The organism is Streptomyces sp. NPDC037301 (assembly GCF_055602785.1).
Window position 1 is genome coordinate 75,799 of the sequence record NZ_JBVJWD010000002.1, and the last position, 26,905, is coordinate 102,703.

21 protein-coding genes and 3 pseudogenes are annotated in these 26,905 nt (G+C 70.1%); 13 read left to right on the forward strand and 11 right to left on the reverse strand.

What is annotated here, in order from left to right:
- Positions 1-2 precede the first annotated feature (2 nt).
- Positions 3-92, forward strand: a pseudogene (locus ACZ7IB_RS03645) (type II toxin-antitoxin system YoeB family toxin); the annotation flags it as partial.
- Positions 93-132: 40 nt separating this feature from the next.
- Here the strand turns inward: ACZ7IB_RS03645 and ACZ7IB_RS03650 are convergent.
- Positions 133-867 (reverse strand): carbonic anhydrase, encoded by a 735-nt coding sequence (locus ACZ7IB_RS03650; RefSeq protein WP_470908859.1) that lies wholly within the window; start codon positions 865-867, stop codon positions 133-135.
- 783 nt (positions 868-1,650) lie between these two features.
- Here ACZ7IB_RS03650 and ACZ7IB_RS03655 point away from each other — a divergent pair.
- The 3 genes from ACZ7IB_RS03655 to ACZ7IB_RS03665 all read left to right on the forward strand — a co-directional run bounded on the left by ACZ7IB_RS03655 (position 1,651) and on the right by ACZ7IB_RS03665 (position 4,595).
- A complete protein-coding gene (locus ACZ7IB_RS03655) occupies positions 1,651-2,397 on the forward strand; it encodes an IPT/TIG domain-containing protein (protein ID WP_470908860.1) in 747 nt (248 codons plus the stop codon).
- A gap of 327 nt (positions 2,398-2,724) precedes the next feature.
- Complete coding sequence (locus ACZ7IB_RS03660; RefSeq protein ID WP_470908862.1) at positions 2,725-3,960, forward strand: IPT/TIG domain-containing protein; 1,236 nt, start codon at positions 2,725-2,727, stop codon at positions 3,958-3,960.
- A gap of 134 nt (positions 3,961-4,094) precedes the next feature.
- On the forward strand, positions 4,095-4,595 hold the full coding sequence (locus ACZ7IB_RS03665) for a levansucrase (RefSeq protein ID WP_470908863.1): 501 nt from the start codon (positions 4,095-4,097) through the stop codon (positions 4,593-4,595).
- Positions 4,596-4,638: 43 nt separating this feature from the next.
- Here the strand turns inward: ACZ7IB_RS03665 and ACZ7IB_RS03670 are convergent, their stop codons facing one another.
- On the reverse strand, positions 4,639-7,266 hold the full coding sequence (locus tag ACZ7IB_RS03670; protein WP_470908864.1) for a discoidin domain-containing protein: 2,628 nt from the start codon (positions 7,264-7,266) through the stop codon (positions 4,639-4,641).
- 76 nt (positions 7,267-7,342) lie between these two features.
- Positions 7,343-7,704: pseudogene (locus ACZ7IB_RS03675) on the reverse strand (pyridoxal-phosphate dependent enzyme); the annotation flags it as partial.
- 5 nt (positions 7,705-7,709) lie between these two features.
- Here ACZ7IB_RS03675 and ACZ7IB_RS03680 point away from each other — a divergent pair.
- The 6 genes and pseudogenes from ACZ7IB_RS03680 to ACZ7IB_RS03705 all read left to right on the forward strand — a co-directional run.
- A pseudogene (locus tag ACZ7IB_RS03680) lies at positions 7,710-7,901 on the forward strand (proprotein convertase P-domain-containing protein); the annotation flags it as partial.
- Positions 7,902-8,198: 297 nt separating this feature from the next.
- Positions 8,199-8,951, forward strand: coding sequence for a GntR family transcriptional regulator (locus ACZ7IB_RS03685; RefSeq protein ID WP_470908866.1), 753 nt, complete (start codon positions 8,199-8,201; stop codon positions 8,949-8,951).
- Positions 8,952-9,343: 392 nt separating this feature from the next.
- Positions 9,344-9,526: an SPOR domain-containing protein gene (locus ACZ7IB_RS03690; protein ID WP_470908867.1), complete on the forward strand. Its 183-nt coding sequence runs from the start codon at positions 9,344-9,346 to the stop codon at positions 9,524-9,526.
- A gap of 42 nt (positions 9,527-9,568) precedes the next feature.
- The gene (locus ACZ7IB_RS03695; RefSeq protein ID WP_093896846.1) at positions 9,569-9,973 is read left to right on the forward strand and encodes a (deoxy)nucleoside triphosphate pyrophosphohydrolase; all 405 of its coding nucleotides are present in this window, start codon (positions 9,569-9,571) and stop codon (positions 9,971-9,973) included.
- 223 nt (positions 9,974-10,196) lie between these two features.
- Entirely contained in the window at positions 10,197-10,625 is a 429-nt protein-coding gene (locus ACZ7IB_RS03700; protein WP_470908869.1) for an ATP-binding protein, read from the forward strand.
- Between the two features lie 193 nt (positions 10,626-10,818).
- Positions 10,819-13,383: a SpoIIE family protein phosphatase gene (locus tag ACZ7IB_RS03705; RefSeq protein ID WP_470909499.1), complete on the forward strand. Its 2,565-nt coding sequence runs from the start codon at positions 10,819-10,821 to the stop codon at positions 13,381-13,383.
- 84 nt (positions 13,384-13,467) lie between these two features.
- On the opposite strand, the gene ACZ7IB_RS03710 is transcribed toward ACZ7IB_RS03705, so the two are convergent.
- Together ACZ7IB_RS03710 and ACZ7IB_RS03715 are read right to left on the reverse strand one after the other, a co-directional pair.
- Positions 13,468-14,181 (reverse strand): PspA/IM30 family protein, encoded by a 714-nt coding sequence (locus ACZ7IB_RS03710; RefSeq protein WP_470908871.1) that lies wholly within the window; start codon positions 14,179-14,181, stop codon positions 13,468-13,470.
- Positions 14,182-14,244: 63 nt separating this feature from the next.
- The gene (locus ACZ7IB_RS03715; protein WP_470908873.1) at positions 14,245-16,359 is read right to left on the reverse strand and encodes a TPM domain-containing protein; all 2,115 of its coding nucleotides are present in this window, start codon (positions 16,357-16,359) and stop codon (positions 14,245-14,247) included.
- Positions 16,360-16,511: 152 nt separating this feature from the next.
- Between ACZ7IB_RS03715 and ACZ7IB_RS03720 the strand changes: the two genes are divergently transcribed.
- Positions 16,512-17,561: a glycoside hydrolase family 18 protein gene (locus ACZ7IB_RS03720; RefSeq protein ID WP_470908875.1), complete on the forward strand. Its 1,050-nt coding sequence runs from the start codon at positions 16,512-16,514 to the stop codon at positions 17,559-17,561.
- Positions 17,562-17,588: 27 nt separating this feature from the next.
- Here the strand turns inward: ACZ7IB_RS03720 and ACZ7IB_RS03725 are convergent, their stop codons facing one another.
- The 5 genes from ACZ7IB_RS03725 to ACZ7IB_RS03745 all read right to left on the reverse strand — a co-directional run bounded on the left by ACZ7IB_RS03725 (position 17,589) and on the right by ACZ7IB_RS03745 (position 23,766).
- On the reverse strand, positions 17,589-19,058 hold the full coding sequence (locus ACZ7IB_RS03725) for a glucoamylase family protein (RefSeq protein ID WP_470908877.1): 1,470 nt from the start codon (positions 19,056-19,058) through the stop codon (positions 17,589-17,591).
- 241 nt (positions 19,059-19,299) lie between these two features.
- The gene (locus tag ACZ7IB_RS03730) at positions 19,300-20,502 is read right to left on the reverse strand and encodes a glycoside hydrolase family 1 protein (RefSeq protein ID WP_470908879.1); all 1,203 of its coding nucleotides are present in this window, start codon (positions 20,500-20,502) and stop codon (positions 19,300-19,302) included.
- Positions 20,503-20,612: 110 nt separating this feature from the next.
- Positions 20,613-21,521, reverse strand: coding sequence for a carbohydrate ABC transporter permease (locus ACZ7IB_RS03735; protein ID WP_470908881.1), 909 nt, complete (start codon positions 21,519-21,521; stop codon positions 20,613-20,615).
- Positions 21,518-22,510 (reverse strand): carbohydrate ABC transporter permease, encoded by a 993-nt coding sequence (locus ACZ7IB_RS03740; protein WP_470908883.1) that lies wholly within the window; start codon positions 22,508-22,510, stop codon positions 21,518-21,520. Before ACZ7IB_RS03740 ends, ACZ7IB_RS03735 begins: the two co-directional genes overlap by 4 nt.
- A 5-nt stretch (positions 22,511-22,515) precedes the next feature.
- On the reverse strand, positions 22,516-23,766 hold the full coding sequence (locus tag ACZ7IB_RS03745; protein ID WP_470908885.1) for a sugar ABC transporter substrate-binding protein: 1,251 nt from the start codon (positions 23,764-23,766) through the stop codon (positions 22,516-22,518).
- A 266-nt stretch (positions 23,767-24,032) separates the two neighbouring features.
- Between ACZ7IB_RS03745 and ACZ7IB_RS03750 the strand changes: the two genes are divergently transcribed.
- On the forward strand, positions 24,033-25,022 hold the full coding sequence (locus ACZ7IB_RS03750) for an acetylxylan esterase (RefSeq protein WP_470908887.1): 990 nt from the start codon (positions 24,033-24,035) through the stop codon (positions 25,020-25,022).
- A 97-nt stretch (positions 25,023-25,119) separates the two neighbouring features.
- Here the strand turns inward: ACZ7IB_RS03750 and ACZ7IB_RS03755 are convergent, their stop codons facing one another.
- The gene (locus tag ACZ7IB_RS03755) at positions 25,120-26,172 is read right to left on the reverse strand and encodes a LacI family DNA-binding transcriptional regulator (protein ID WP_470908889.1); all 1,053 of its coding nucleotides are present in this window, start codon (positions 26,170-26,172) and stop codon (positions 25,120-25,122) included.
- A 203-nt stretch (positions 26,173-26,375) separates the two neighbouring features.
- Between ACZ7IB_RS03755 and ACZ7IB_RS03760 the strand changes: the two genes are divergently transcribed.
- Positions 26,376-26,822 (forward strand): MarR family winged helix-turn-helix transcriptional regulator, encoded by a 447-nt coding sequence (locus ACZ7IB_RS03760; RefSeq protein ID WP_470909501.1) that lies wholly within the window; start codon positions 26,376-26,378, stop codon positions 26,820-26,822.
- Positions 26,823-26,905: the final 83 nt, after the last annotated feature.

Sequence of the window (26,905 nt, forward strand, 5' to 3'; positions counted from 1 at the left end):
TTTGGTCGCGACGGATCGACGATGAGCACCGCCTCGTCCATCTGGTCACGGACAAGGCGACCGTCATCCTCGCCACCCGCTGTCACTACTGACCGCGGAGCGGTTCCGGGTGGGAGGGCGGCGCCCGACCGGTCAGGAAGGCGCGCCGGCCAGGACTTCCACCTTGCCGGTGTCGAGAGAGTAGTAGGCGCCGACCACGGCAAGGGCGCCCCTTCCCACGAGTGGGGCCAGGTCCTGGTTGGAGCGCAGGTCGGCCGCGGTCAGCTTGACCTGGGCGCGGGCCATGGTCTCGACCGGGTCGGCACCGCCTTCCCGGACAGCCTGCTCGTACGCCGGCCGCAGAGCCTTGGCGATCGCCTCCAGGTTGCCGGGCAGCGGTTTGCCGTCACGGATGGAGTTGTACGCCGCCTCGACGGCGCCGCAACGCTGATGCCCGAGGACCACGATGAGCGGAGTGCCACTCGTCATGGGCCCGTACTCCACGGAACCTGTGACCACCGGGCCGACCGCCTCCCCGCCCGTGCGCATCACGTACAGGTCACCCAGCCCGGTGTCGAAGAGGAGTTCAGGCGGCACCCGGGAGTCGATGCACGAAAGGATCGCCCCGAAGGGTTCCTGCTTCTGGGCAACGAACTGGCGCCGGTTCGGATCCCGGTCGGGGTGTCGGAGGTCTCCGCTCACCCAGCGCTTGTTGCCGTCCATCAGTCTCGTGAATGCCGCGGCGGGAGTGGTCGGCCGCGCTTCCGGCGAAGTACTGGTCGCCAATGGGGTGGCGCTCGTCGATGAGCATCCCGCAAGTGCGACCGAGGCGACCACGAGTCCGCCGGCGAGCAGAGTCCTGCGATCCGGATGTCCCGCCCTGTCCATCGGTCGTTCCTCTCAGTCGGCTGAGACGCGTCCGTACGTCCTGACCCGGGTGATTGTTCAGCGCGGTGTGGGAGCCCGACGGCAGGCGCAAGCGGGCGCGGGCTGCTGTGCCACCGACGGCCCACAGAACCGGCCCGGGCGGCGGCATGAGCGCCTGATGTGTGATGTGGGCCTTGCGCAGCGTGAGCCCGCGCCGGCCCCGGCCTGCTTCCGCGCCGGGTGTACTCGTTGCCGGTAACCGGTCAGGTGCGCGCTGTTCCTGGGGGCGCATGGTGCGAAGGGCGGCGGATTCGACTCCCCCCGGCGTGCCGATCGATCCGCCCCTGTGCGCTCGTCCGTCCAGGTGGCTAACCGTCAAGATGCTTGTGTCATATTTCATTTGTGTGGGTCACTTGGGTGACCGAACCGGTGGGCCGCCCATCCCTCTCCGGGGGAACGCGGAACCGTTCTGTTCGCCGACCGTCCATGCGTGACGGACCTCGGCATCGTTTGCTCCGGATGGCCGCGATGGGCGCCCCTGTAGAGGACTTGGATCCGACCAGTCGCCCCTGCCAGGTAGCGGCAGGGGCTGGTGCGACAGCCCCCGGCCTCTGTAAGGGAGCGGTGCGCGAGCCATCCGCGCACACCGAGTACCTCGTCATCGAGGCCACGAGCGTGGCCGCCGGCCGCGGCGTCCGGGGCCCGCGACCCGCGAAACGGCTCATCACGGCTCCAAGCACCCTGCGCGAGCTCGGAGTCAACTCCCTTATTCGGAAGTTCAGTTCAAACACACGGAGGACGACCATGCCAATCAGTCCGAACCAGGGTTCCACCGGTGGCGGTACCACCGTCACCATCACGGGCACCAACCTCACGGGCACCACCGCTGTGCTCTTCGGCACCAAGCCGGCGACCGCCGTCACCAACGTCTCGCCCACCCAGGTCACCGCTGTCTCGCCGTCCGGCTCCGGCACGGTCGGCGTGACGGTGACCACCCCGGGCGGAACCAGCAACCCGATCCCGTTCTTCTATGTCGGCGCCCCGTTCAAGTCCGGTCTGAGCGTGAGCTCGGGCGCCACCGCGGGCGGCAACACCATCACCATCAGCGGCACCGGCCTGTCCACCGCCACGGGGGTGTCCTTCGGCGCCAACACCGCGGTGCCGACGGTGCTGTCGGACAGCCAGATCAGTGTCGTCGTGCCCGCTGGTGCGGCAGCCGGGCCGGTGGGCGTCAGTGTGACGACCGCCGGAGGCACCAACAACGGTCTGTCGTACACGTACATCGACGTCCCGACCGTCACCGGGGTCACTCCGGCTTCCGGGCCGACGTCCGGCGGAACGGCGGTGACCATCACGGGCACCAACCTGACCTCGACGAGCCAGGTCACGTTCGACTCGGTGCCGGCACCGTTCTCGGTCATCAACGCGACGACGGTGTCCGCCGTCACCCCGCCCGGCGCCGCCGGTGCGGTCGACGTCGGTCTCTCCAACCCTGCGGGCACTGCCACGGACGCCGGCGCCTTCACGTACGTGACAGGCCCCGGCATCTGATCCGTCACGGCTGCGGCACCGACTGCCGACGCGCAACAGCGCCGGCGCCGGTACCGCTTCCGGATGCATGACGCCCGCCCCGGTCCGGGTCGTTCCGCGCCCGGCCTGGCGGGCAACCAACAGGCACCACTCGCTCATCGCCGCCCGGCCAGGAGGTCCGGGCGGCGCCCCGATCACCACATTCCGATCTCCGCATCCCGTCCACAACGCCCCGATCGCATCCCGCAGATCACATCACCCGACAGGAGAACGGCTTTGGAGAGCTCCGACAGCGCGATGCCCCGCGCTACGCGACCGTCGGCGGCCGCGGCGGCCCCCGTAATCACCGTGAGCAGTCCTTTCTCGGGGCTCGCCGGAACGGTCGTCACACTGACCGGCACCGGATTCACCGGTGCGACCGCGGTCACCTTCGGCGGTACTCCCTCCGCTTCGTTCACCGTGGTGTCCGCGACCGCGATCACCACGGTCGCCCCGGCCGGCGCGGGCACCGTGCAGATCACGGTGACCACGCCCGGTGGAACCAGCAACGGCGTTGGCTTCAACTACACGATCGCGACGCCCGCGATCAGTTCCGTCGTCCCCAACCAGGGGTCGGTCGAGGGCGGGAACACGGTCACATTGACCGGAACCGACTTCACCGGGGCCACCTCGGTTCGTTTCGGTACCGTGGCCGCCGCGTTCCTTGCCGTCTCCGCGACGCAGGCCACCGCGGTCGCCCCCGCCGCGCCCGTCGGCACCGTCAACGTCACGATCACCACTCCGGGCGGCACCAGCGTTGGGATTCCCTATACGTATGTCGCCGTTCCGGTTCTGAGCAGTGTGACTCCGGCCCAGGGGCCACTCGTGGGTGGGAACAGCATCACCTTGTCCGGGACCGGCTTCACCGGAACGACCTCCGTCCGCTTCGGGGTGAACACGGCGAGTTCGTTCACCTTCGTCTCGGCGACCCAACTGACCGCCGTTGTCCCCACCGGCGGTCCGGGTCCGGTTGCCGTCACGGTCACCACGCCCGGTGGTACCAGCACCCAGGCCGTCTCCTATTACTACCTCGCCGCACCGGTGATCAGCGGCGTCACCGCCGGGTCCGGGCCGGTGGGCGGCGGTATGCCCGTGACGCTGACCGGTGCGAATTTCCTCCAGGCCACGGCGGTTCGCTTCGGTGCGACGGCGGCGACCCCTTACACCATTTTCTCGGCCACGGAGATCAGAACGGTATCGCCGCCCGATGTCTCCGGTACCGTCCCGGTCACCGTCACCACGCCCGGTGGCACGAGCAATGGTGTGGCCTACCTGTATCTGGCTGCCCCGGTCGTCACTGGTCTGGTGCCCAACCAGGGGCCGTTGGCAGGCGGAAACACGTTGACGCTCACCGGCGTCGGACTGACGTATGCCACCTCAGTACTGTTCGGTGCCGTGCCCGCCGGCTTCACCGTGGTCTCCGACACCCAGCTGACAACCACGGCACCGCCCGGCGTGGCGGGCGCAGTCACCATCAGGGTCGTCACCCCCGGTGGCACCAGTGTCGGCGTTCCTTACACCCGACTCGGCCCACCCGGCATCTGAGCGGTCCGGCACGCGACTTGGGGAGAGATGCCGGCCGGTGTGGGCGGGGAAGCGGCTCGACGGGCAGTCCGGTCGGCTCGGCGAACCGGTTCGGTGGGTTTGCGAGGGAGTCCGGCCCATGGACAATCGCGGCCATGAGCGAAGAGTCGATACGGAACTACCTGGTCTCCGTCGAGAGCCGACTGGCGGCCGACGGCTGCGCCCCGCGCTGGGAGGACTGGGCCGGGGTCCCTGTGCTCGTCGGACGGCGGGCCGACTTCCGGATGCGCTGGGCGGCCACCAATCTGCATCTGTTCACCGTGGCCGCCGCCGTGCCCGAGGTCACCGTGCCGGTCATCGACACGTTCACCACGCAGGTGCTCGCGTATGCCAAGAAGAACAAGGGCGGCCTGCCCGTCGGGATGCAGACCGGCGTCGCGTCCTTCCCCGTCCTGGTCAGCGACCGGATCGATCCGGCCGCCATGGCGTGGGCGGAGGAGAAGCAGCGCAATCAGTTCGCCTGCTTCGCGCGGCCGGTCGTCGTCGACAGCGCGCAGGGCTACGTGGGCATGTACCGGGGGAAGCCGGCCCTGGGGCGGGCCTACGCCTCGCACCTGATCGAGAAGGGCGCCCGCTACTTCCAACCGCAGGGCTGAACCGCCGAGGGCGGGGGCGTTTCAGCCGGCTCAGTCATCACGGTCAGGGCTGCAGGACCCTCAACTCCTGTACGCCCACCGGCTTCTCCGCGTCATCCGAAGTGACCGTCAGCCGCACCTGACGGGCCGGCGCCCCCGACCGGTACGGCCGCCAGTCCGTGCCGTTCACCGATGTCTCCAGGCGGTAGGAGGAGAAGCGTGCGTCCGTCCACTCCGGCTCGATCGAGGTCACCGGGGCCGCGCGCCCCAAGTCCACCGTCAGTGCGCCCGACGCGCCGTCCGGGGACCAGGACGTGGCCGGGCTGCCGTCCACCGCCGCGGCCGCGTACAGGCCGGGGGTCTCGGAGGTCGCCGTCGCCGGGCGGCAGCGGGCCGCGTCCGTAGTCCGGGCGAGGTCGGGGCGGCGGGTGGCGAGGGCGAGCGTGCCGGTGAGGAGGCGGGGGCCCGTGGGGGTGTGGACGGTGAAGGGGGCGCCGGAGATCAACCGGACCGTCGTCGTCAGGGGGCCGATCGCGATGTCGTACGTACGGCCCCGGTATCGCAGCCCCGTCAGAGTGACGCCCTTTCCCAGCTGCGGCGGCAGCAACGGATCGAGGCGCACCCCGTCCTCCCGCAGCCGAAGACCCGTCAGACCGTGCGTGAAGACCTGGAGGAATCCGCCCTTCCCGGTGAGGAAGTCCTGGGCGGGGGAGCCCGACAGCGGGTCCTGTGCGCCCGCTTTCGCGCCCCGGGCCTCGCTGAACAGGGCGTACGGGCCGCGCATGAACGGGCGCACGGCACGCTGGAGATAGGTGTACGTTGCGCAGCCGGCCTCCCCGATCATGGCGGCGTCGATCGCATGGACCGAGTCCGTCATCGCCGGGCCGTCCGGATCGGTGCGCGCTGCGTAGTAGTCGAGCGTGGATGCCCGGGCGCCCGGCTCCATCGGCCACTCGAGCGGGTAGATCAGCAGCACCGTGTCGGCCTGTTTGATCGTCGAGCCGTTGTAGCCCGCGTACTCGAGGAAGAGTTTCCGCTTCGGGTCGTACGGGATGCGCAGACCGTCCGCGACCCGCGTCCACTCGGCCGGTGCCGGGTGCCCGAGCAGTTGCGCCGCGCGGGTGGCGTTGCGCAGGGCCGTGGCCGCGACCGCGTTGGTGAAGACCTCGTCGGTGACGCCGTTGCTGTACTCGTCGGGGCCCGCGACGTCCTTCACCGAGTAGCTGCCGTCGCCGTTCGCGGTGGCCCGCGAGGCCCAGAAGTCGGCGATCCCCCGAAGCAGCGGCCAGCCGTGTCCGGCCAGCCAGTCGCGGTCCCCGGTCGCCAGGTAGTACTGCCAGACCGCGAGCGAGACATCGCCCTGGAGGTGGTTCTGGGTGAGGCAGTGCGGGGGGTCCCAGCTCTGGCACTCGGTCCGGAGGTTGCCCTTGCTCGCGCTCGTCCACGGGTAGAACAGCCCCCGGAATCCCAGCTTCTGGGCGTTGGTACGGGCAGCTCCGCGCGTGCGGTAGCGGTACTCGACGACGGAGCGGGCCACTTCGGGGCGGGTGGCGAGCAGCGCCGGGTACATCCAGGTCTCGGCGTCCCAGAACACCAGGCCCGCGTAGTTGTCGCTGGTCAGACCGACCGGAGCGATGCTGTCGCGGGACCCGGTCCGGGTGGAGGCGAGCAGTCCGTACTGCGCCGACCGCAGCCACCTCTGCAGCTCGGGACTGTCCGGTACGGAGATGTCGGCCGACCAGGCCTGTCGCCAGGCGGCGGCGTTCTGGGCGAAGACACCGGACCAGCCGCGCCGGGCCGCGCGCCGGGACGCCTCGCCGGCGGCTGTGCGCGGGGCGGACGAGGTGAGCGCGGTGTCCACTCCGACGTACTTCTCGAAGGTGTACGTGCGCCCGTTGCGTACCCGGACCGTGCTGCGCACCCGGTCGGTGCCGGGTACCTGCGCCGACGTCGATCCGCCGGTGCGCATCGTCTGGACGATCGCGCCCGCAGTTCCGGTGCCCTGCGTGCGGAACGTTCCGTCGTCGTTGAGCGTGATCCGGCGTGCGCCCCGCGGGTCGAGGCGGCCGGTGACGGTCGCCGTACCGCTCCAGTGCGGTGTCATGCGCAGCCGCACGGCGCCGGTGTGCGCATCGGACCGGTCGGCGAGCACCTCGTACGTCAGGTCCGTCGTGCGCCCGTCGGCCGTGGTCCAGCGCAGCGACGTACGCACCAGGCCGCAGCGCAGGAACACCGTCTGGCGGTAGTGCGAGATCCGGCCCGGAGGCGTGGCGGAACCGTAGGTCTCGTTGCCGACGCGTACGTCGAGCGTCGTCCAGCTCGGCAGTGCGGCGATCACCTCGCGGCCGGCGGCGAGGTTCTTGTCACGCCCGAACAGGCCGGAGACGAAGGCGCCGTCGTAGCGCGGAGTGAACAGCGGCCAGCCGGTCTTCCCGCCCGGGGCGGCATAGCCGGTGCCCGTGGCGGGCACTCGATGGGCCAGATATCCGTTGCCGGCATAGGGGTCGTAACCGGCGGCCGCGCCGAACCGGGTGGAGGTCGGCGCCCAGGCGGGGTCGGTGTCCCGGCCGCAGGCCGTGGACGAGGGAGGGAGGGGAGCGGCGGCGTACGAGAGGGGCGGCAGCGGTGCGATCAGGGCGCCCGCGACCAGAGACGTCAGGGACGTGAGGAGACAGAGGCGCGAGAGGCTCACCGTATGAAGGTATGGACGCGCGTGCCGAGCGGCGGTGCACGGCGCGCGGCGCGTGGGTGAACGGCCGCCGGCCCCGTCAGCCGGCGAGGCCCGTTTTCAGGCCTGCGCCGCACAGGGGTACGACGACGCTTTGGTCCGACCAGCCGCCGACCGCAGCCCAGCGGGCGACGCCCGTCGTCTCCACATAGAACCCGCGGGCGGCCAGATCCAGCTGTGCCGTGCGGATCTGATCCTCGGTCACCGTGAGGAAGGTGCCGCCCGATTCCCGTACCGCGGCCAGGATGGCCCGCGCGCGGTGGGCGGGGGGATGGCGATGCCCTCGGCGAGGGTGGGGGCGGCCGCGCCGGCCGGGGCGTCGAGCAGTCCGTCCGCCTCGGCGCGGAAGGCGGCGGCCAGCGGTGACACGGCCTCGGCCTGTACGGCGATCAGCGCCGGGCGTCCGTGACCTGGTCGCGCCCGACGGTTCGGTCCACAACCTGAAGGCGTACGGGACGGGTGGCAGCAGCGACAACGTGGTCACCACCTACTCGGTGAACGCCTCGTCGGAGGTGGCCAACGGCACCTGGAAGCTGCGGGTCAGCGACAATGCGGCGGCCGGCACCGGGAAGATCAACTCCTGGGCCCTGCAGTTCTGATGACGGCTCCGTAAGCCATTGAGTGTGCGGGGCGGCCACATCCGCGGCCGCCCCGCACACCTTGCGCCGGCGCCGGTCGCGGCCCCGGTCGACCGCGGTCATCAGCTCGCCGTCGTCCGTGACGCCCGTCCAGCCCTGACCGTAGAACGGGGGCCGGGGTCTCTCCGGCGGTCGGCGGCGGGATATGCGCGAGGTAGTGATGAATCATCACTTCGGGTGAAACTCTGGCCTGTACTTGCGATTCACAACCGACGGTTGCCAGGCTGTCGCAGACTGTCAATCTGTTGGGAGTGGCCTGTGACTTTCGGTGAGCAGCCCGCCTATCTGCGCGTTGCGAGCGATCTGAGAGAGAAGATCGTCAACGGTTCGCTGCCGCCGCATACGCGCCTGCCGTCGCAGGCCCGTATCCGCGAGGAGTACGGAGTCTCGGACACCGTCGCGCTGGAGGCGCGCAAGGTGCTCATGGCCGAGGGCCTGGTCGAGGGACGTTCCGGCTCCGGTACGTATGTGCGTGAGCGTCCGGTCCCGCGCCGGATCGCCCGCTCCGGCTACCGGACCGGGGCCGGGGCCAGCCCGTTCCGTCAGGAGCAGACGGCGGACGGGGTGCGCGGGACCTGGGAGTCGCGCAGTGAGCAGGAGGGTGCGAGCGGTGAGATCGCCGAGCGCCTCGGCATCGAACCGGGCGACCGGGTGATGCGTACGAGATACACCTTCCGGGAGGCCGGGGAGCCGATGATGCTTTCCACGTCCTGGGAACCCCTCGCCGTGACGGGGCGTACGCCGGTGATGCTGCCGGAGGAGGGCCCGTTGGGCGGCTGCGGGGTGGTCGAGCGGATGGCCGCGATCGATGTCGTCGTCGACAACGTGGCCGAGCAGGTCGGCGCGCGCCCGGGGCTGGCGGATGAGCTCCTGGCGCTCGGCGGCGTACCGGGCCATGTGGTGATGGTGATCGAGCGTACGTATTACGCATCGGGTCGCCCGGTCGAGACGGCGGACGTGGTGGTGCCTGCCGATCGTTTCCGGATCGCCTACCACCTTCCGGTCAGGTGACCGGTACCTGGAGGGCGCCGTCCGGCGTCGGTGACGACAAGTGACGCCCCGTCCGGTCCCGTAACCAGGGGCAGTCACCGGCCGTAACGGCTTGTCATGTACCGCTCCTGTCTTCCCGTTCGCACCCGCACGCCGGAAGGTGAACGGGCCCGTTCTCAGGCCGATGCCGACGGTGCGTACGGCGACGGACCGGGGACGTGACTGCCGCAGGGGGCGCATCCAACCGGGTGCGCCCCTTCTCGATGGCCGGATCGGTATCTCTTTGTGTAATTACGTATCCGTTGAGTGAAGGTCAGGCGTAGGCTCCGGCATATGCGTACTGCGGTTTCCTGGGGATCCTTAGAGACGTGCATGCCGTTCGAGGGAGGGGCGCAATGCTGGGGAGGGGCACGATGAGCGACAACGGTGCCGAGCTCCCTTGGCTGGTGATACGGCAGGACGACAACGGCAATCGCTACCGCGTCGGCAGGTATGCCACACAGGGCGAGGCCCAGAAGACTGCCGACGAGCTCGACACCCACGGCCACAAGCAGCTCTATTGGGTGGAGCGCATCGGGCAGAGTGCCCGGCCGTAGGGCGTCCGCAAGGAGTGGGGCGCGGGCGTTACGCTCCGGCTCATGAATGATCGTGTGGTGGTGGCCGGAGCCGTCTACGACCGGGGTCGCCTGCTGGCCGCGCGCCGCAGCGCCCCGCCCGAGCTGGCCGGCCGGTGGGAGCTGCCGGGCGGGAAGCTGGAGCCGGGGGAGAGCGGCGAGCAGGCGCTCGTACGGGAACTGCGCGAGGAGCTCGGCGTGGAGACGGAACCGCTGGAGCGCATCCCCGGTGAGTGGCCGCTGAAGCCCGGGTACGTGCTCCGGGTGTGGACGGCCCGTCTGGTGTCCGGGGTGCCCGCACCGCTCCAGGACCATGACGAACTGCGCTGGCTCGGGCCCGGTGAGAGCGACGCGGTCGACTGGCTGGACCAGGACCTGCCCGCGGTCGCGGAGGCGATGCGCCGCCTGCCGGACGGTGCGCCCCGCTGACGCGGAACGCTGCGGCGAGCGCTGTCGGCATGGATTCAGGCGTGGATTCCGGTGGCGCGCGCCGATTGCCCTGTGCGCCCCTCTCTCTGTGTACGTCTGTTCGTGCGCGCGGCCCTACACCCGTACGCCCCACGTGTCGATCCTGGCGATAGTTCGCCCCGAATATCGGGTATGTCCTGATTAACCCCCGTAAACAGGACGTTCCCGTTGCTGGTCTTGGGAAGTGATCGGCGTGATCGACACCGAAGGCGACTGCGCCGAGTGGACCTTTCCGGCTGTGCCGGGCGCCGTGCGTTCCGCGCGGCATGCCGTCCATGAGGCGTTGCGCGGCTGGGGGCTCGACGCTGCCGTCGGGGATATGACAGTTCTGCTGGTCAGCGAGTTGGTGACCAACTCCATGCAGTACACATCGGGCCCCATCGGCGTACGGCTGCTGCGCCCTCATCTCAACGGTCACGCCCCCGCCGCCCGTCCCGGGCTGCTCGTGGAGGTCTCCGATCCGCTTCCGGATCCGCCCACCGAACGTATAGCGGGACCCGATGACGAGGGCGGCAGAGGACTGCAGCTGGTGGCCTGTTCTGCTCGCCGCTGGGGGACCAGGCGCGGAAAGACCGGCAAGACCGTGTGGTTCGAGCTGGCCCTGCCTGGTTAGGAGTGGGGTGGGACGCACAGCGATCACCAGAGGTCGGGCAGAACCTGGCTGAAAGGGACTGAGACCGTGCTGTGATCGTGAACGCCGTGTCGGTAGGGGCTGTAGTGCTGAATACTGCGGGCAGGACCGGTCCGGTGTGTGAGCTGGAGGGGACGGTCGCGTGAGCGAAATACCTGGGACAGCGGGCGGCATTGTGTGGCAGAGCAGCCCGCCTGGCTCGATCTATGACTACATCAGGGTCGCCTCCTTCTCGATCGGCCCCGACGGCCTGATCGAGCAGTGGAGCCGGCGGGCCGCCGGCCTCTTCGGCGTTCCCGCAGACAAAGCGGTAGGCATGGATCCGGTCGAGGCGTTCATGCCCGCCGAACTACGCAGGGACGGCCATCGCCGGGTCGGTGAGATCCTCGACGGCAAGGAGTGGACGGGACTCGTCCCCTTCCGGATACCGGGCGAGGACCCGGTGCACGGGATCGCCGAGATCTATGTGATGCCGAGCGAGACGGGGACTGGGGAACGCGCCGCGCTCTGCATCGTCGTGGACGTCCGCGCGTTGCGCCGCATCGAGACGGACCTTGCTGCGTCACAGGCCATATTCGGCCAATCTCCCTTCGGTTTCGTGCTGTTCGGTACGGACCTCACGGTGATACGGGCCAACCAGCGCTTCGCCACCGTCTTCGGCGGCCAGGCCGCCGACCACCGCGGTCGTACGGTCGACGACTACCTCTCCCGCCCCGAGGCCGACCGGCTCACCGCCACGCTGGAGCGCGTTCTGGAGACCGGTGCGTCCGTCACCGATCTCCAGCTCGTCGGCACCGCGCCCGGCGACAGCGACAACCGCCACTGGTCCATGAACCTCTACCGCGTGCACAGCGGATCGGGCCGCCCCATCGGCATCGCCGGACTGGCCACCGATGTGACCCGACGGCACATCGCCGCCCGTGAGGCCGCCAGCGCCCGCCGTAACCTCGCCCTGCTCAACGAGGCCAGTGCCCGTATCGGCAACTCCCTCGACCTGGAGACCACCGCCCGCGAACTCCTCGATGTCGCCGTGCCGGGCTTCTGCGACCTCGCCTCCGTCGACCTCTACCAGGGGCTGCTCACCGGCGACGACGCGCCGCCCGGCAGCTGGGATTCGCTCCGTCAGGAGTCCGTCGGCGGCTCCGCCGAACTGCGCCGCGTCGCCCTTGCCAGCGCCGTGTCGGACGCTCTGCCCGCCACCGCCGTGGACACCGCCGCACCCGGCGGGGACACCGGCCCGCCCGCGCTCGGCGCCGTGCACCGCTTCTCGTACAACTCGCCCTGCGCCATCGCCCTGCGCACCGGTCATGTCGAGGATGTGCCCGGCGACGACCGGGGCTTCGTCCAGTCCACGCTCGCCGTACCGATGGTCGCCCACGACACGGTGGTCGGTCTCGTCCAGTTCTCCCGTACGAAGGGCAGCGAACCCTTCGGCGAGAGGGACCGTGCACTGGCCACCGAACTCGCCGCGCGCGCCGCGGTCTGTATCGACAACGCCCGCCTCTACCGGCGCGAGCACGAGCGCGCACTGATCCTCCAGCGCAGCCTCCTGCCGCCCGGCGACCCCGTGGCCGCCGGCCTGGACATCGCCTGCCGCTACCTTCCCGGCAACACGGCCACCGAGGTGGGCGGCGACTGGTTCGACGTGATCGAACTCCCCGGCCACCGGACCGCCCTCGTCGTCGGCGACGTCATGGGCCGTGGCCTGCGGGCCGCCGTGGCCATGGGCGAACTGCGCACCGCCGTACGGACCCTGGCCCTCCTGGACCTGGAACCCGCCGAGGTGCTCTCCGCACTCGACGAGGTCGCCCGCGGGCTCGGCACCCCCGGCGGCGGCGCCTCCTCATCCGACGGTTTCGGCGGCGGCGTCCAGTGGCCCTCGAGGGCCGCCCACAAGTCCCGTGAGGCAGACCTCTCCGAGGTCTACCTGGCGACCTGCGTCTACGCGGTCTACGACCCGGTCACCCGGCGGTGCACCTTCGCCAACGCCGGCCATCTCCCCCCTGCCGTGGTCGAGCCGGGCGATCCGGCCATGCTGCTCGACGTCCCGCCCGGGATGCCGCTCGGCGTCGGCGGCGAACCCTTCGAGGAGGTCGAGGTCGAGCTGAAGGAGGGCGCCCTGCTCGCCCTCTACACGGACGGCCTCGTCGAGTCCCGCGACCATCCGCTCGACGAAGGACTGGATGCCCTGCGCGGTGCGCTCGTCGAACCGGACCGGCCGCTCGAAGACGTCTGCGACCACGTACTGACCACCCTCGACACCCGGCACGGCGAGGACGACATCGCCCTGCTCATGGCCCGCATCCGGGGGCTGCCGGCCAACGCCGTCGGCGACTGGCGGCTGCCCCGCGAACCCCGGTCCGTCGGCCGCGCCCGCGAACTGGCCCGTGGCCGGCTGCTCGCCTGGGACCTCGAGGACCTGGTGGACACCACCGAACTTCTGGTCAGCGAACTGGTCACCAACGCCTTGCGGTACGGGGAGGGCGAGATCCGGCTCAGGCTGCTGCGCGACCGTACGCTCGTGTGCGAGGTATGGGACGCGGGTCTCGTCCAGCCGCGGCGGCGGCGGGCACGCGACACCGATGAGGGCGGGCGTGGGCTGCAGCTGGTCGGGCTGCTGAGTGTGGCCTGGGGGTCGAGGCGGACACCGCGCGGCAAGACCGTCTGGTTCGAACTGGCGCTGCCCGACGGGGAGCCGGCCGCCGAGCGGACGCTCGAGCAGCTGCTGAGCATGTTCTGAGCGGTCCGGGAGCCCGCCGAGGGCCCCTGCCCGCCATGGCCTCGCCGGCGGCTCCGCCCCGTCATCAGCCCGCCGGGACCGCGGTCACGAGGCCGTTTTCAGCGCGGCGAGACGGGCCTCGACCTCGGTGCTGTCGCCCAGGCTGTCCAACTGCTCGAACTGGGCGTCCAGGGACGACGCGGCGAGCTCCTGCTTGCCCAGCGCCTTCGCCTCCTCGCGCCGTACCTTGTCCTCGAAACGGCTGAGTTCACTGGTCGGGTCGAGCACATCGATGTTCTTGACGGAGTCCATCATCCGGTTCTGCGCCTGGGCGGACTTGGCGCGTGCGACGAGCTCGTCACGCTTGGACTTCAGCTCCGTCAGCTTGGTCTTCATCTGGTCCAGGCCGGACTTGAGCTTGTCCACCACCTCGGTCTGCGAGGCGATGGCCGGCTCCGCGGTCTTCGCCTCCTTCTCCGACTGGAGCTGACGGCCGAGCGCGACCTTGGCCAGGTTGTCGAACTTGTCCGCCTCCACGCCCGCCCCGGCCGCCCGCAGTTCGTCGGCCTTGCGACTGGCGGCGAGCGCCTTGCCGCCCCACTCCTTGGCCGCGTCGACGTCCTCCTGGTGGTCCTGTTCCATCAGCCGCAGATTGCCGATGGTCGCGGCGACAGCCTGCTCGGCCTCCGAGATGTTGGCCGTGTAGTCGCGGATCAGCTGGTCCAGCATCTTCTGCGGATCCTCCGCCTGATCCAGCAATGCGTTGATGTTGGCCTTCGCCAGCTGGGTGACGCGGCCGAGGACGGTCTGCTTGGTCATGGCACCTCTCCTGTGTGTGAATGCGTACGAATGAAGCCCTGAGCCGGTGTCCGTGCCGTCGGCTCAGAAGCGGCCGCCGCCGCCCCGTCGGCCGCGCGTGCCCCCGCCGCCGAAACTGCCCGGCCCGCCGCCCCCTCCGAAACCCCCGCCGAAGCCTCCTCCGTAACCCCCGCCGCCGCGACCGCCCCCGCCGCCCAGGAGTCCGCCGAGGATGATCCCGCCGAGCACCGCGCCGCCGACCCCGCCGCCCCCTCCCTGCATACTGCCCGGACCGCTTCGGCCCCCGTACGACCGCACATCCTGTTCGGCCAGGCTCCGGGCCTGCCCGGCCAGGGAATCCGCCTGCTGCGCCTGGGCCAGTGCACCCTGGGGATCGCCGGTCCCGGCCAGTTCACGGGACCGGTCGAGCCGCCGCTGGGCCTCCGCGAGGCGGGTCCGGGCCTGGCTGCCCACGGCTCCGCGGTTGGTGGTGATGTAGTCGGCTGCGGCGGCGATCGCCGAACGAGTGGTGAGCGTCGCCTGGTCGAGCAGGGAGCGGGCCCGCCGGTCGCCCTGCTCCTGCTCGCGGGCGCCGGCCAGCGCCTCGTCGAGCGCCGCATCGGCCTCCTCCATCCTGCGCAGTGCGTCGATGGGGTCGTACGGACCGGCCTGCATCTCCCCCTTCACGTCACCGAGCACCGACTCCGCGCGCGCGATCCGGCCCCGTAGGTCCGCCGTCGACACACCCTCCGCGGTGCCTTCGAGGAGCCCGCCCGCATCGGCCAGGTCGGTTTCCGTCTCGGTGAGGGCGGCAGGCAGTCTGCCGGCTGCCTCCGCGAGTTCCCGGCTCCGCCGGTCCACGGCATCGACGAGGGTGGTCGCCTGGTCGACAGCGCCCTCAGCTGCCCGCACATACACCGCCGCCGCGGCGTTGCTCCCGCTGTCCACCGACTGCCGGGCCTGGTTGAGGCCGGACGTGGCGAAGACGAGCCGGTCCTTGGCCTGTTCGACGGCGCCCGCGACCGGCGCGGAGGCCGACTCCGCGTACCGGCTGTGCATCGCGGCCAGAGCGGCCTCGGCGGCCAAGACGCGGCCGGCGAGAGCGCGGAAGGCGGTCTCGGCCGTGGTCAGGGCCTGCGGAGCGTTGCGTTCCAGAGCGCGCAGCCGGTCGAAGTCCTCGGACACGGCGTCGAGGCGGCTGTTGGCGTCCGTGCAGCGGCTGATGATCTCGTCCAGCATCCGGCGCCGCGTCGCATCGTCCTCGGGAAAGGCGTCGTCCAGCTGCTGGCGCAACCGGAACGCGGCCGTCAGCTCGCCCTTCGCGTAGGTGACGGCCTCGGTGAAGGGAGCTGCGGCCTCTTCACCGAACTGGGCGGTGGCAAAACCCAGTTCCTCCTCACTGGTGCGGACCGCGTCGTCGGTGTCCACCAGCAACTCCTTCGCACGGGCATCGAGCTCCGGCAACGGAGTCGGTGGCCGGGGCGGCGGGCCCGATGCGGCGGAGCCAGGACCCCAGCCGGTCGCACCGGGCGTGGTGCGGGTCGTGGCCCGCCTCCTGCGCCGGGTGTACGCATAGCCGGCGACCGCTGCCGCCCCGCCGACGACGACCACCGGCAGAATCAGGTCCGTGGCACTCGTCCCGCCGGAATTCCCGGTTCCGGGATCGGCGACGCCAGGCGTGATCGTCGGGGTGGGCACGGCCTTGTCGGCCAGCACCGCGGAGTACCCGTTCGCGGCGCCGATCGCCGCGCCGGCCCAGTCGTGCTCCCTGAGCGCGGGCTCGATCGCCGTGCTCGCCACGTCCTGGAGCTGGGCATCGGTGAGGCGTGAGCCCTGTTCGACGGTGTACGCGTATTGCCGGTCGTGGGTGGCGACGGCGAGCAGGACGTCCTCGCGGCCGAGGCCGTTGCGGTTGGCCGTCTCATCGGCCCAGCTCTGCGCGGACCGGCCGGAGAAGTCACGTACGTAGACCACGAAGAGCTGGATGCGGCGGTCGGCGTACAGCCGGTCGAGCGCGGCCGTGACCTGGTCCCTGCGGTCCCCGAGCGCCCCCACCTTGTCGGTGATCTGCCCGTCCTTGGACAGAGTGACGGGACCGTCGGCGCGTGCGGTCAGCGCGGCGGGAAGGGCCAGCCAGCACACCGTCAAAAGCACGGCGAGAAGGGCCCGGCCCGGTATGGATATCCGGGTACGGCTCACGAGCGGCATCACATTTGTGAGGCTATGTCCACCCTCTGTCACCCGCGACCGGGCGATCGGGCCCGGATTCGGGAACGATGCCGTTCATACTGCGACGGCACACCGGCATCAGGCATTCAGGGGGGACGGACGTGCGGACGCGGACGAAGCGCATGACTCAGGCCGTACGGAACCGGGCGGCCCGGTTCCACTGGAGCGGGCTGTGGAGGACCTGGCCGAGACGGATCGCGCTGGGAGCGGTCCTGGTGATCGTGGTACCGGTCCTCACCGCCGGGACCGCCCTGCGGCTCAACTATTCAGGTGAGCCCGGCGACGGCACCCGCACCCGTGGCCACGATGCCATCTGGCTCGGCCACGCCTGGGTCGACGGGCGCAAGGACGACGCAGACCTCGCCGCGTTCGCCGCCCGGATCAAGGGGACCGGGATCAAGGACCTGTACGTCCACGCCGGGCCACTGGAACACGACGGCACCCTGCCTGCCGGCCGCCACCCCCGGGCGCGGTGGCTGCTCGACGCCGTACACCGCACCCTGCCCGGCATCCGGGTCCAGGCCTGGCTCGGCGACAAGCTCGCCACCGAAGGGCCCGACGGGCTGCGCCTGGAGCGGGCCGCGTCCCGAAATGCTGTCGTCGCATCGGCGAGGCAGATCCTGGACGCCGGGTTCGACGGCGTCCACTTCGACCTGGAGCCGCTGCACTCCGGCGACGGCCACTACCTCTCGCTCCTCGACGACCTGCGCGGGCTCACACGGGCCCGCAAGGTTCCCCTGTCGGTCGCCGCCCACCAGATAGACCCGCTGCCGGCGGCGCACAGGGTGGTGGGGGCGCTCAGTGGCCGCCAGAAGTGGTGGTCGCAGAAGTACTTCGCGCAGGTCGCACGCCGGGTCGACCAGATCGCCGTCATGTCGTACGACACCTGGATGCCGCTGGAGGGCATGTTCGGCGGTTACGTCGCCGAGCAGACCGCGCTCGCCCTGGAGGTGACGCCCCCGCAGACCGATCTGTTGATGGGGCTGCCGTTCTTCCACGAGAACGACCTCGGACACCACGAGTCGGCGGAGACGGTCGCGGCCGCGGTCCGGGGCACCAGACTCGGGCTGGGGCGCACGGACCGCGGCCGGGAACGGTTCGGGGTCGCGCTCTACGTCGACTTCGCGGCGCGGGACGGCGACTGGGCGGCGTACCGAAAGGGCTGGAACTGACCTCCGCGCACGCCGCCACAGGGCGGATCAGATGGAGAAGCGCTCCTTGGCGAGCAGCGGACGCACCTTCGACTGGAACCCACCGGTCCGGAACGGCCGCTGCAGCAGGCCCGGGCGGATCGCCTGGGCCAGCGCCGCGGCGATCATGCCCTGGTCGAGAGCGAGCATGTAGTCGCTGACCCGCCCGGTGCCGACGTTGACGGAGTCCCGGAATCCGTATCCGGCGTGGTAGGCACCGAAGTCGCGGTCGAGCGCACGCAGGTTGGCGATCGCCTCGTCCGGCGCGTAGGGCAGGGCTAGGAAGGAGGCGTGCGGGGTGACCACTCCGTTGGTGAACGCCGAGGGGGGCGGCAGCAGCTCACCGTCCGTGGTGTACGTACGGTCGGTGTTGGAGGCGTATCCGTCCACCTGCATGCCGATCGCGTCGACGCCGTACTCCTGGTACCCGCCCTCGGGAATGTTGGCGGGGGAGAAGCCCCAGTACCCGTACTCCGCTTCCTTCACGCCGTGCTCGATCTGGCTGCGGACGTAGCGCCGGTGTGTGAGGCCCCAGGACCGCGGCGACCACTCCGGCTCCGGCACGAACAGCGGCACCATCAGGGCCTCGAACATCGACCCTCCCCAAGTGGGGACGATCTTCCGGCCGCGGTGGGTGTAGTGCCCCTGCCAGACGCGTACGCCGTCCATGGCGACGTAGCTGCCCTGCGGGTGCTGCTCCTGCCCGTGCTCGGGGAGCATCGTGCGCAGCAGGTGCCAGTAGTGGTCGGTGGGCAGCGAGCCGTCCGCGATGCCCAGGTAACTTGCCATGCGCGGCTCGGTGTTGAGCGCGCCGTAGTGATGGCCGGTGGGCTCCTCGGTGTCGGTCCAGAAACCGCCGCGCAGCTGGCCGGGGCCGGCGACGGGGTCGGCCGGGTCGTACGGCGTGTAGTAGTACGACCAGTCGGCGGTGGCCAGGATGCGGGCGATGCGGGGGCGCAGGGCGGGCGCGGCGTCGGCGGCGATGCGCAGACCGGTGATCAGCCAGGCGTTGTCGACGGAGGAGAGGAACGGGCGCACCGGGTCGCCGCTGCCGGGCCACTCGGTCAGGACCGAACCGTCGTGCGCGTCGTACCAGTTGAGCCAGAAGCCGTGGTGGCGCTCCAGCTTCTCGACCGCCCCGACGGTGCGCTCCAGCCTGCGTTCCATCGTGGCATCGCTGATCACGCCGAGCCCGGCCGCGGCGACGGTCGACCAGAGGCCGCAGCCGATGTTGGTGGGGGACGTCTGGCGTGACTGGACGGGGACGGTGCCGCTGACGTCGATCTTGTCGACGGCGAGACCGAAATCGGTCGTCATCGCTTCGATCGAGCGGTAGGTGTCGCGGAACCAGCTCAGGAGCAGTGGTGAGTCCGAGCCGCGCACGGATTGCGCGGCGCCTGCTGAAGGCGCGGATACGGCTCCGAGGGACAGGGCGGCAGCCCCTGTTCCCGCGGCGGTGAGAAACGTGCGACGGTTCATCAGAACCTCTCGAAGAAGAGCCACCGACTGTGGGCGGTGGGCGGATTTCGTTCGTCGGTCGTGACTGAGGGCGCGGGGCGCCGTGATGCGTACGGCACCCGCGCGGGCGCCGCACATGGGCGGGGCTGGACACGGGCGGCGCCGCGCGCGGGCAGAGCTGTACGGGAACCGGCGTCCGTCAGGTACCGCCGGTTCCCGTACGGGCGGGAGCTGTCAGGTCGCTCCCGGTCGGGGGCCGACGTCAGTCGGCGATGCGCGGCAGCGCGCGCGTGCGGCCCATCTCGCCCAGCCAGACGGCGGACGGCTTGGGCAGGCGCTCGAAGGTCTCCGGGTTCCAGCCGATCAGACCGAAGGCCGGCTTGTAGGAGCCCCACTCGTAGTTGTCGAGCGCGCTCCACGCCAGGTAGCCCTGGATGTTCAGGCCGTCCTCCAGCGCGGACGCGACCTCGTTCAGCGCGCCGGTGTAGTAGTCGATCCGGCGGCTGTCGTCGTCGGTCGCGATGCCGTTCTCGGTCACGATCAGCGGCACGTCCTTGCCGACGACCTCGGCGGTGTGGCGCAGCGCGTAGCCGACCGCGCAGGGGTAGTACTCCCACTGCGTGAGGGTGCGCTCGACGCCTTCGGCCGTGGGTATGGGGCCCTCGGTGCCGATCTTGGTCCGGGTGTAGGACTGCACACCGATCCAGTCGTCGCCGCGGGCGGCCTCGATGAAGATGTCCTCGCGGGGGTGACGGTAGGCCGCGGTGACCTGCTCGGCGCCGGGCAGGGCCTGGTAGACCTGGTTGGCGATGGTCCAGCCGACCTGGATGCCGGCGTCGATCGCCTTGACCTCCTTGACGGCCGCGTGGTGCGCGGCGATGACGGCCTGGGTGGTCTCGTCGTCGGGGGTCGGCAGACCGGCGGGCGGGAAGCTGTTGTCGCCCCGCTTGGCCTGGCCCGCCATCACGGCGATCATGTTCGGCTCATTGATGGTGCAGACGTGGCTGACGCCCTCGCCGATCACCGGTGCACAGGCCGCGACGTAACGGGCGAAGAGCTCGACCGCGCCGTCGGCGGTCCAGCCGCCGCGCGCCTCGAACCACTGCGGCACGGTGAAGTGGTGCAGGGTGATCATGGGGCGCAGGCCGCGCTCGACGGCGCCCTCGACCATGCGGCGGTAGTGGGCGAGTTCGGCCCGGGAGAAGCGGCCCTCGGCCGGTTCGATGCGCGCCCACTCGATGGAGAACCGGTAGTCGGTGAAGCCGAGACCGGCCAGCGTGTCCATGTCCTCGTGCCAGCGGTGGTAGCTGTCGCAGGCGTCCAGGCTGGGCTCCTGGATGTGGGTGCCCGCGGCGTGCTCCTTCACCCACCAGTCGCTGTTGGTGTTGTTGCCCTCGATCTGGTGGGCGGCCGTGGAGGCGCCCCACAGGAAGCCTTCGGGGAACGGGACCTGGGTGTGAGTCATCGCAAACTGTCTTTCTGGTGATGAAGGGGTGTGGCCGGCGGGGGTGCGGGGTGCGGCCTCGTACGTTTCGGTGGGGCGGCCGGGACGGGCCGGCCCGCCCAGGGGGACGGCTACTTCATGCCGGCCGTCGCGATGCCCTGGGTGAAGTGCCGCTGGAGCGCGATGAAGACGACCAGGACCGGCAGCACGATCAGGAAAGACCCGGCCATCAGCATGCCGTTGGATCCGCCCGCCTTGTTGGGGTCGGTGGCGAAGGTGGCCAGGGCGACCGGAAGGGTGTACTTGTCGGGGTCGTTGGTCGCGATGAGCGGCCAGACGAAGTTGTTCCAGGAGCCCAGGAACGTGAAGATCGAAAGCGTCGCCAGGGCGGGCTTCACCAGCGGCATCACGATCCGCCAGAAGATGTACCACTCACCGGCGCCGTCCATCCGGGCCGCTTCCAGCAACTCGTCCGGGATCGACTGCATGAACTGCCGCATCAGGAAGACCCCGAAGGCTCCGGCGGCGAACGGCAGCACCAGACCCGCGTACGAGTCGATCAGGTGCAGCTTGCTCATCAGCACGAAGAGCGGCAGCAGCATCAGGTTGCCGGGCACCATCAGGGCACCGAGAACCAGGCCGAAGATCTTGTTGCGACCGGCGAAGTTCAGCTTGGCCAGGGCGTACCCGAGCATCGAGCAGAACACCAGGTTCGAGACGGTGACCAGCACCGCCACGATCACCGAGTTCATGAAGTACAGCGGCAGATCCAGCTTGTCGAGCAAGTCCCGGAAGTTCTCCAGGGTCCACTCGGTCGGGATCCACACGGGCGGGCTGGCCGTCAGCTCCTGCGGCGTCTTGAAGGCCGAGAGCGCCATCCACAGGAACGGCGCCGACATGATCAGCAGGCCGATGGAGAGCAGGACGTAGACGAGGACGCGCTTCGGGCTGCGAGCCTTCTTCGCGCCCGGCTGCGGCGCGTCCTGGGGCTTCTTCGCAGGCGCCGTCGAGACGGCGCCCGGTGCACTGGTGGCGCTCATTTCGTGTTGTCCTTCAGCAGTCGGAGCTGCAGCACCGTGATGCCCATGATCACTACGAAGAGGACATACGCCATGGCACTCGCATAGCCCATGTGGAAGAAGTTGAAGCCCTCGCGGTACATGTTCAGCGAGACCGTGAGCGTGGAGTCCGAGGGACCGCCCTGGGTCATCACGAACGGCTCCTCGAAGACATTGAGGTAGCCGATGGTCGTGATCACCGTGGCGTAGAGCAGCGTGGGCCGCAGCAGGGGCACGGTGATGCCCCTGAACTCCTGCCAGGCTCCGGCACCATCCAGCCGCGCGGCCTCCCGCACCTCGGTGGGAATGGCCTGCAGACCGGCGATGAAGAGCACCATGACCGTGCCGAGGTTGCGCCAGACCGCCATCGCGATCATCGAGGGCATGGCGAGCGTCTCGGAGCCCAGGAAGTCCGGCGAGGTGAGACCGACCTCGGAGAAGAGGCCTGCGACCAGCCCGTCGATCGGGTCCAGCACGAACCGCCAGACCACGGCGACCGCGACGATGCTGGTGACCACCGGGGCGTAGAAGCCGACGCGGAAGAAGGTCCGCGCCCGGTCGATGCCGTTGTTCAGCAGTACGGCGATGACCAGCCCGAGGAAGATCGTCAGGGGGACACCGATCACCACGAAGTACGCCGTGTTGAACAGCGACTTGAGGAACTTCTCGTCGCTGAAGAGATTGACGTAGTTCTCGAAGCCGATGAAGTTCGCGTCCAGCGGGTGCGTGACATTGCGCAGCCCGAAGTCGGTGAAGCTCATCACCAGCGTCGCGACGATCGGGAGCGCCATGAAGACGAGGAAGAGGACGAGGAAAGGAGTGGAGAACAGCCAGCCGGCCAGGTTCTGCACGCCCATCGAGGACTTCTTGCCACCCCGGCGACCTGCGGGCCCGGTGGCCGGGGGCTCGGAAGCCCCCGGCCCGGCCTGCACCTTGGCCGACTCTGCGGCCTTTGAGGTCATGGTGCGCATGACTCCTACTTCACGAGGCCTTCGATTTCGGACTGGGCCGTCTTGAGCGCGTCCTCGGCGGACGCCTTGCCCTGGGTGACCTTGGCGATGGCCTGGTCGACCTTGTCGGTGATCTCCGTCCAGTTGGACAGCGACGGGGAGGACTTGGCGGTGTCCATCTGCTTCTTGAAGACCTGGAGGTCGGCGTCGTCGGCGAGGTCACCGGAGGTCCAGGCGGAGGTGTTGGCGGGCAGGTCCTTGGTGCGCTTGTACCAGTCGGCCTGACCCTTGGTGTCCGTCAGGTACTTGATGAACTCCGTGGCGGCAGCCTTGTGCTCGCTGTCCTTGGAGACGACCAGGGAGGAACCGCCGGCCATGGAGACGGAGGACTTGTCGGCGGGCACGTTGGCCACCGCCCACTTGCCCTTGATCTGCGGCTGGCCCTCGTTCAGCAGGGTGACGTGCCAGGGGCCGCCGAAGAACATCGGGACGCGGCCGTTACCGAAGTCCTTCACCACGTCGTAGCCGGGCTGCACGGACTTGTTGGAGAGCCCCTTGTCGAAGTACGAGCCGTACTCCTTGAGCGCCTTGACGGCCTCGGGGCTGTCGATGACAACCTCGCCCTTGTCGTTGACGATCTCGCCGCCGGCCGAGTAAAGGAAGGAGTAGAAGTTCTGCACCGTGTCCAGGCCGCTGGGCTGGATGGACAGGCCCCACTTGGTTCCGGCCTTCTTCTGGTAGGCCGAGGCGAGGTCCTGCATCTCCTTCCAGTCGGTCGGAGCCTTGGTGATGCCGGCCTTCTCGGCCAGGTCGGTGCGGTAGTAGAGGACGCGGGTGTCCACGTACCACGGCACGCCGTACGCCTGACCGTCCACCTCGCCCTGCTGCCAGCCGGCCGGGAAGAAGTCCTTCTCATTGAACGTCTTGGTGTCGACCGGCTCCAGAACGCCGAGCTCGGCGAACTCGCCCATGTAGCTGCCGCCCATCTGCGCCACGTCCGGCAGGGTGCCGGCGGCGGCCGCGGAGACCAGCTTCTGGTGGGCGACGTCCCAGCCGACCGGGGTCACCTTGACGGTGATGTTCGGGTTGGCCTTCTCGTAGACCTTGGCCACATCTGCGAGCTTCTCGCCCTCGGCCCCCATGGCCCAGACGGTGAGCGTCTGCTTCTTGTCCGCGGCGACGTCGTCGCCACCGGAACTGCCGCACGCGGTGAGACCGAAAGTGAGCGCGGCTGCGACGGCGATACCGATCGAGGCGTTTCTGGCGGTGCGGGGCATGGAGGGCTCCTCCTCGAGCAATCCGAATGTATGCGCTGCCTGTAAGCGCATACATCACTCTGCGGCAGAGATTCAGGAATCCGCAAGAGGGTGCTAGGTCACACTCGTGCAACGTGCTGGACATCTGAATGTTCAACTTGGCACGGTAGGCGTGATGTTTGTGAAATTGGCAACGATGTGACCTATTTCGCGGCGTTGATCCGCGTGCTCAATGGTCGTGCTCAATGGTCTGCACCGGCATGAGTGGGGGCGATATTGTCGTGATCATGGCTCCGTTCGAACATGACTTCCCCTTCGATCCGGCTTACGGGCGGACGCTCGACGACCTGTTGCTCATCCCGGCTCCCGCCGCCCCGGACGACTTCGACGCCTTCTGGCGGACCCGGTACGAGGAGGCCCGCAAGGTCGCCACGGAGCCGGAGATCGGCCCGCTGGAGGATGAGCGCGACGGCGTACGGATTCACGGCGTGACGTTCACGTCGGTGGGCGGGGTGCGGCTCGGGGGCTGGGTCGTGCTGCCCGCCGAAGGGAGCGCGGAGCACGGTTTCGTCATCGGGCACGGTTACGGAGGCCGGCCGGAGCCGGGCCCCGACGTGCCGCTGCCGTTGCCCCGGGCGGCGGCGATCCTGCCGTGCGTACGGGGCATGGGAGCGCGTGGCCTGCACCCCGGTATCCCGGACGTGGCCGACGCGCACGTACTCCACGGCATCGAGTCGCGCGACACCTACGTCATCGGTGACTGCGTGGCGGACCTGTGGTGCGCGGCGTCGGCGCTGCACGAGCTGGTGCCGGAACTGGCGCCCGGGGAGGGCGGCCCGCGGCTCGGATACCTCGGAGAGAGCTTCGGCGGCGGGCTCGGTGCGCTGGCTCTGCCCTGGGACGACCGGTTCGGGGCCGCGCAGCTGACGGTGCCGACCTTCGGCAACCATCCGTTGCGGCTCACGCTGCCGTGTGCGGGCAGCGGGGAGGCGGTGCGGGGCTACCACCGGCAGCACCCCGAGGTCACCGAGGTGCTGCGGTACTTCGACGCCGCCACGGCCGCGACGCGGCTGGAGCTGCCCACGCTGGTGGCTGCGGCGCTCTTCGATCCCTCGGTGCCGCCGCCGGGGCAGTTCGCCGTGCACAACGCGCTGGCCGGTGAGCACGAGCTGCGGGTGCTGAGCGCGGGGCACTTCGAGTACGGGGGGCTGGCGGCGGAGGTGGCGGAGCTGCGGGCGGCGCGGCGGGGGTTCTTCGGGGCGCGGCTGGGGCGGTGACGTGGGGGTGCGACGGTGGCCGACGGCGCCCGGCGGGTGCTTCGTACGCAACCGCCGGACGAGCTCGATCTGTCCGGGCCTGCGTGTGGTGTCCCCGTCAGCCGCAGCCGCAGCTCGCGCGGTGGATCACCGATACCGGAAGCATGAGCGACACCGGATCGCGCCCGCTGTCGCCCAGGCGCTGCACCAGCAACTCGACTGCCTGCTCGCCGAGTTGGCGGATCGGCTGCCGTACGGTCGTCAGCGGCGGCCGTACGATCCGGCTCAGCGGAATCCCGTCGAAGCCGGTCACCGCGATGTCCTCGGGCACCCGCACCCCGCGCCGCTCCAGTGCGCGCAGTGCGCCCACCGCCATCTGGTCATTGGCGAACAGCACGCCCTGTGGCCATTCGGTCTCCCGGTCGAGCAGTGCCTCCGCAGCCCGTGCGCCCTCGGCCTGCGTCATGATTTCGGCCCGCAGGTCCGGCTCGTCCGGCACCGGCAGCCCGGCGTCGCGGCACGCCTCCTGGAAGCCGAGGAAGCGTGCCTCGGCGTCCGGCGAGTCGACATCGCCCCCGACGAAGGCGAGCCTGCGCAGTCCGTGGTCCTCGATCAGGTGGCGGGCGAGTTCGCGCTCGCCGTCGGCGTTCGCGACGACGATGTGGTCGAGATGGTCGATCTCGCGCGGCCCGGCGAGCATCACCACCGGCAGCCGGCGCGATATCACTTCGAGGTCCTCGGTCGGCACGGTCCGCGCCAGTACGGCGAAGCCGTCGACCCGTCCCGCGACCTTCGCGACGCTCTCCGGTCCGCCCTCCAGTGAGGCGGCGATCAGCAGCGCGTATCCGTGCCGGCGCGCCGCCCGCTCCATGCCGCGGATGATCTGGTCGGAGTAGAGCATCACCGCGTCGTCGGCGTCGCTGTCGGCCTCCGCGTCGGCCTCGGCGTCGGGATCGGCCATGTCGGGGAAGCAGAGACCGAGTACGCCGGTGGTCCGGCTGGCCAGGCCCCGGGCGTTCCCGCTGGGTACGTAACCGAGCGCGCGGGCCGCCTCCAGGACCCGCTCGCGGGTCTGGGCGCGTACCGAATCGGGGGTGCGGTAGACCCGCGAGACCGTGGCAATGGAGACGCCCGACCGCTCGGCGACGTCGTACACCGTTGGGGCGCTCACTCGACCGACCGTCCGCTTCTTCTTCCGTACCCAAGCACCTGCTGTTGCACGTACCACCCTCTTTTGAAAGCGCATTCACCCTAGATCGCGGGCCGCGTGACGAGCAAGACCGTCCCGGTCCCTGGCTGAAAAATAGACAGGCAACCTTGCAAGATTGCCTGTGCATCTTCTATGCTGGAGGCATGCCGGAACCGACCGAAACCATGCCCGCCGACCCTCACGCCGAGCTGAGCGCCGAGCAGTTGACGACGCAGCTCACCGCCGTGGTCAGCCGGCTGATCCGGCGGCTGCGCACCACCTCGTCGGACAGCCTGCTCACGCCGACGCAGCGCTCGGTGCTCGCCAGACTGGAGAGTGAGGGCCCTGCCACCACGGCCGCGCTGGCCCGTGCCGAGTACGTGCGTCCGCAGTCCATGCGGCTGACTCTCGGTGCACTGGAGAGCCAGGGGCTCGTCGAGCGGGCACCCGATCCGACCGACGGCCGGAAATCGGTGATGTCGATCACGCAGGCCGGACTCACGACGCTCGCCGCGGTCCGGGCCGCCAAGCACAACTGGCTCGCCGAGGCCATCGCCGCCGAGCTCGACGGGGCCGAACGCCGCACGGTCGCGGAGGCCGCCGATCTGCTCGACCGGCTGGTCGGGAAGTGACCGGCCTGGGGGGGGGGGGGGGGGGGGCCCCGGGAGGGGGGGGGGGGGGGGGGGTTCGAGCAGGGACGGTCGGGCCGGAGAGC

Coding starts and splice junctions, on each gene's coding strand:
- ACZ7IB_RS03650 (WP_470908859.1), bottom strand. CDS start 867: ATGGACAGGGCGGGACATCCGGATCGCAGGACTCTGCTCGCCGGCGGA.
- ACZ7IB_RS03655 (WP_470908860.1), top strand. CDS start 1,651: ATGCCAATCAGTCCGAACCAGGGTTCCACCGGTGGCGGTACCACCGTC.
- ACZ7IB_RS03665 (WP_470908863.1), top strand. CDS start 4,095: ATGAGCGAAGAGTCGATACGGAACTACCTGGTCTCCGTCGAGAGCCGA.
- ACZ7IB_RS03690 (WP_470908867.1), top strand. CDS start 9,344: ATGAGCGACAACGGTGCCGAGCTCCCTTGGCTGGTGATACGGCAGGAC.
- ACZ7IB_RS03695 (WP_093896846.1), top strand. CDS start 9,569: ATGAATGATCGTGTGGTGGTGGCCGGAGCCGTCTACGACCGGGGTCGC.
- ACZ7IB_RS03710 (WP_470908871.1), bottom strand. CDS start 14,181: ATGACCAAGCAGACCGTCCTCGGCCGCGTCACCCAGCTGGCGAAGGCC.
- ACZ7IB_RS03720 (WP_470908875.1), top strand. CDS start 16,512: ATGACTCAGGCCGTACGGAACCGGGCGGCCCGGTTCCACTGGAGCGGG.
- ACZ7IB_RS03725 (WP_470908877.1), bottom strand. CDS start 19,058: ATGAACCGTCGCACGTTTCTCACCGCCGCGGGAACAGGGGCTGCCGCC.
- ACZ7IB_RS03730 (WP_470908879.1), bottom strand. CDS start 20,502: ATGACTCACACCCAGGTCCCGTTCCCCGAAGGCTTCCTGTGGGGCGCC.
- ACZ7IB_RS03735 (WP_470908881.1), bottom strand. CDS start 21,521: ATGAGCGCCACCAGTGCACCGGGCGCCGTCTCGACGGCGCCTGCGAAG.
- ACZ7IB_RS03740 (WP_470908883.1), bottom strand. CDS start 22,510: ATGCGCACCATGACCTCAAAGGCCGCAGAGTCGGCCAAGGTGCAGGCC.
- ACZ7IB_RS03745 (WP_470908885.1), bottom strand. CDS start 23,766: ATGCCCCGCACCGCCAGAAACGCCTCGATCGGTATCGCCGTCGCAGCC.
- ACZ7IB_RS03750 (WP_470908887.1), top strand. CDS start 24,033: ATGGCTCCGTTCGAACATGACTTCCCCTTCGATCCGGCTTACGGGCGG.
- ACZ7IB_RS03760 (WP_470909501.1), top strand. CDS start 26,376: ATGCCCGCCGACCCTCACGCCGAGCTGAGCGCCGAGCAGTTGACGACG.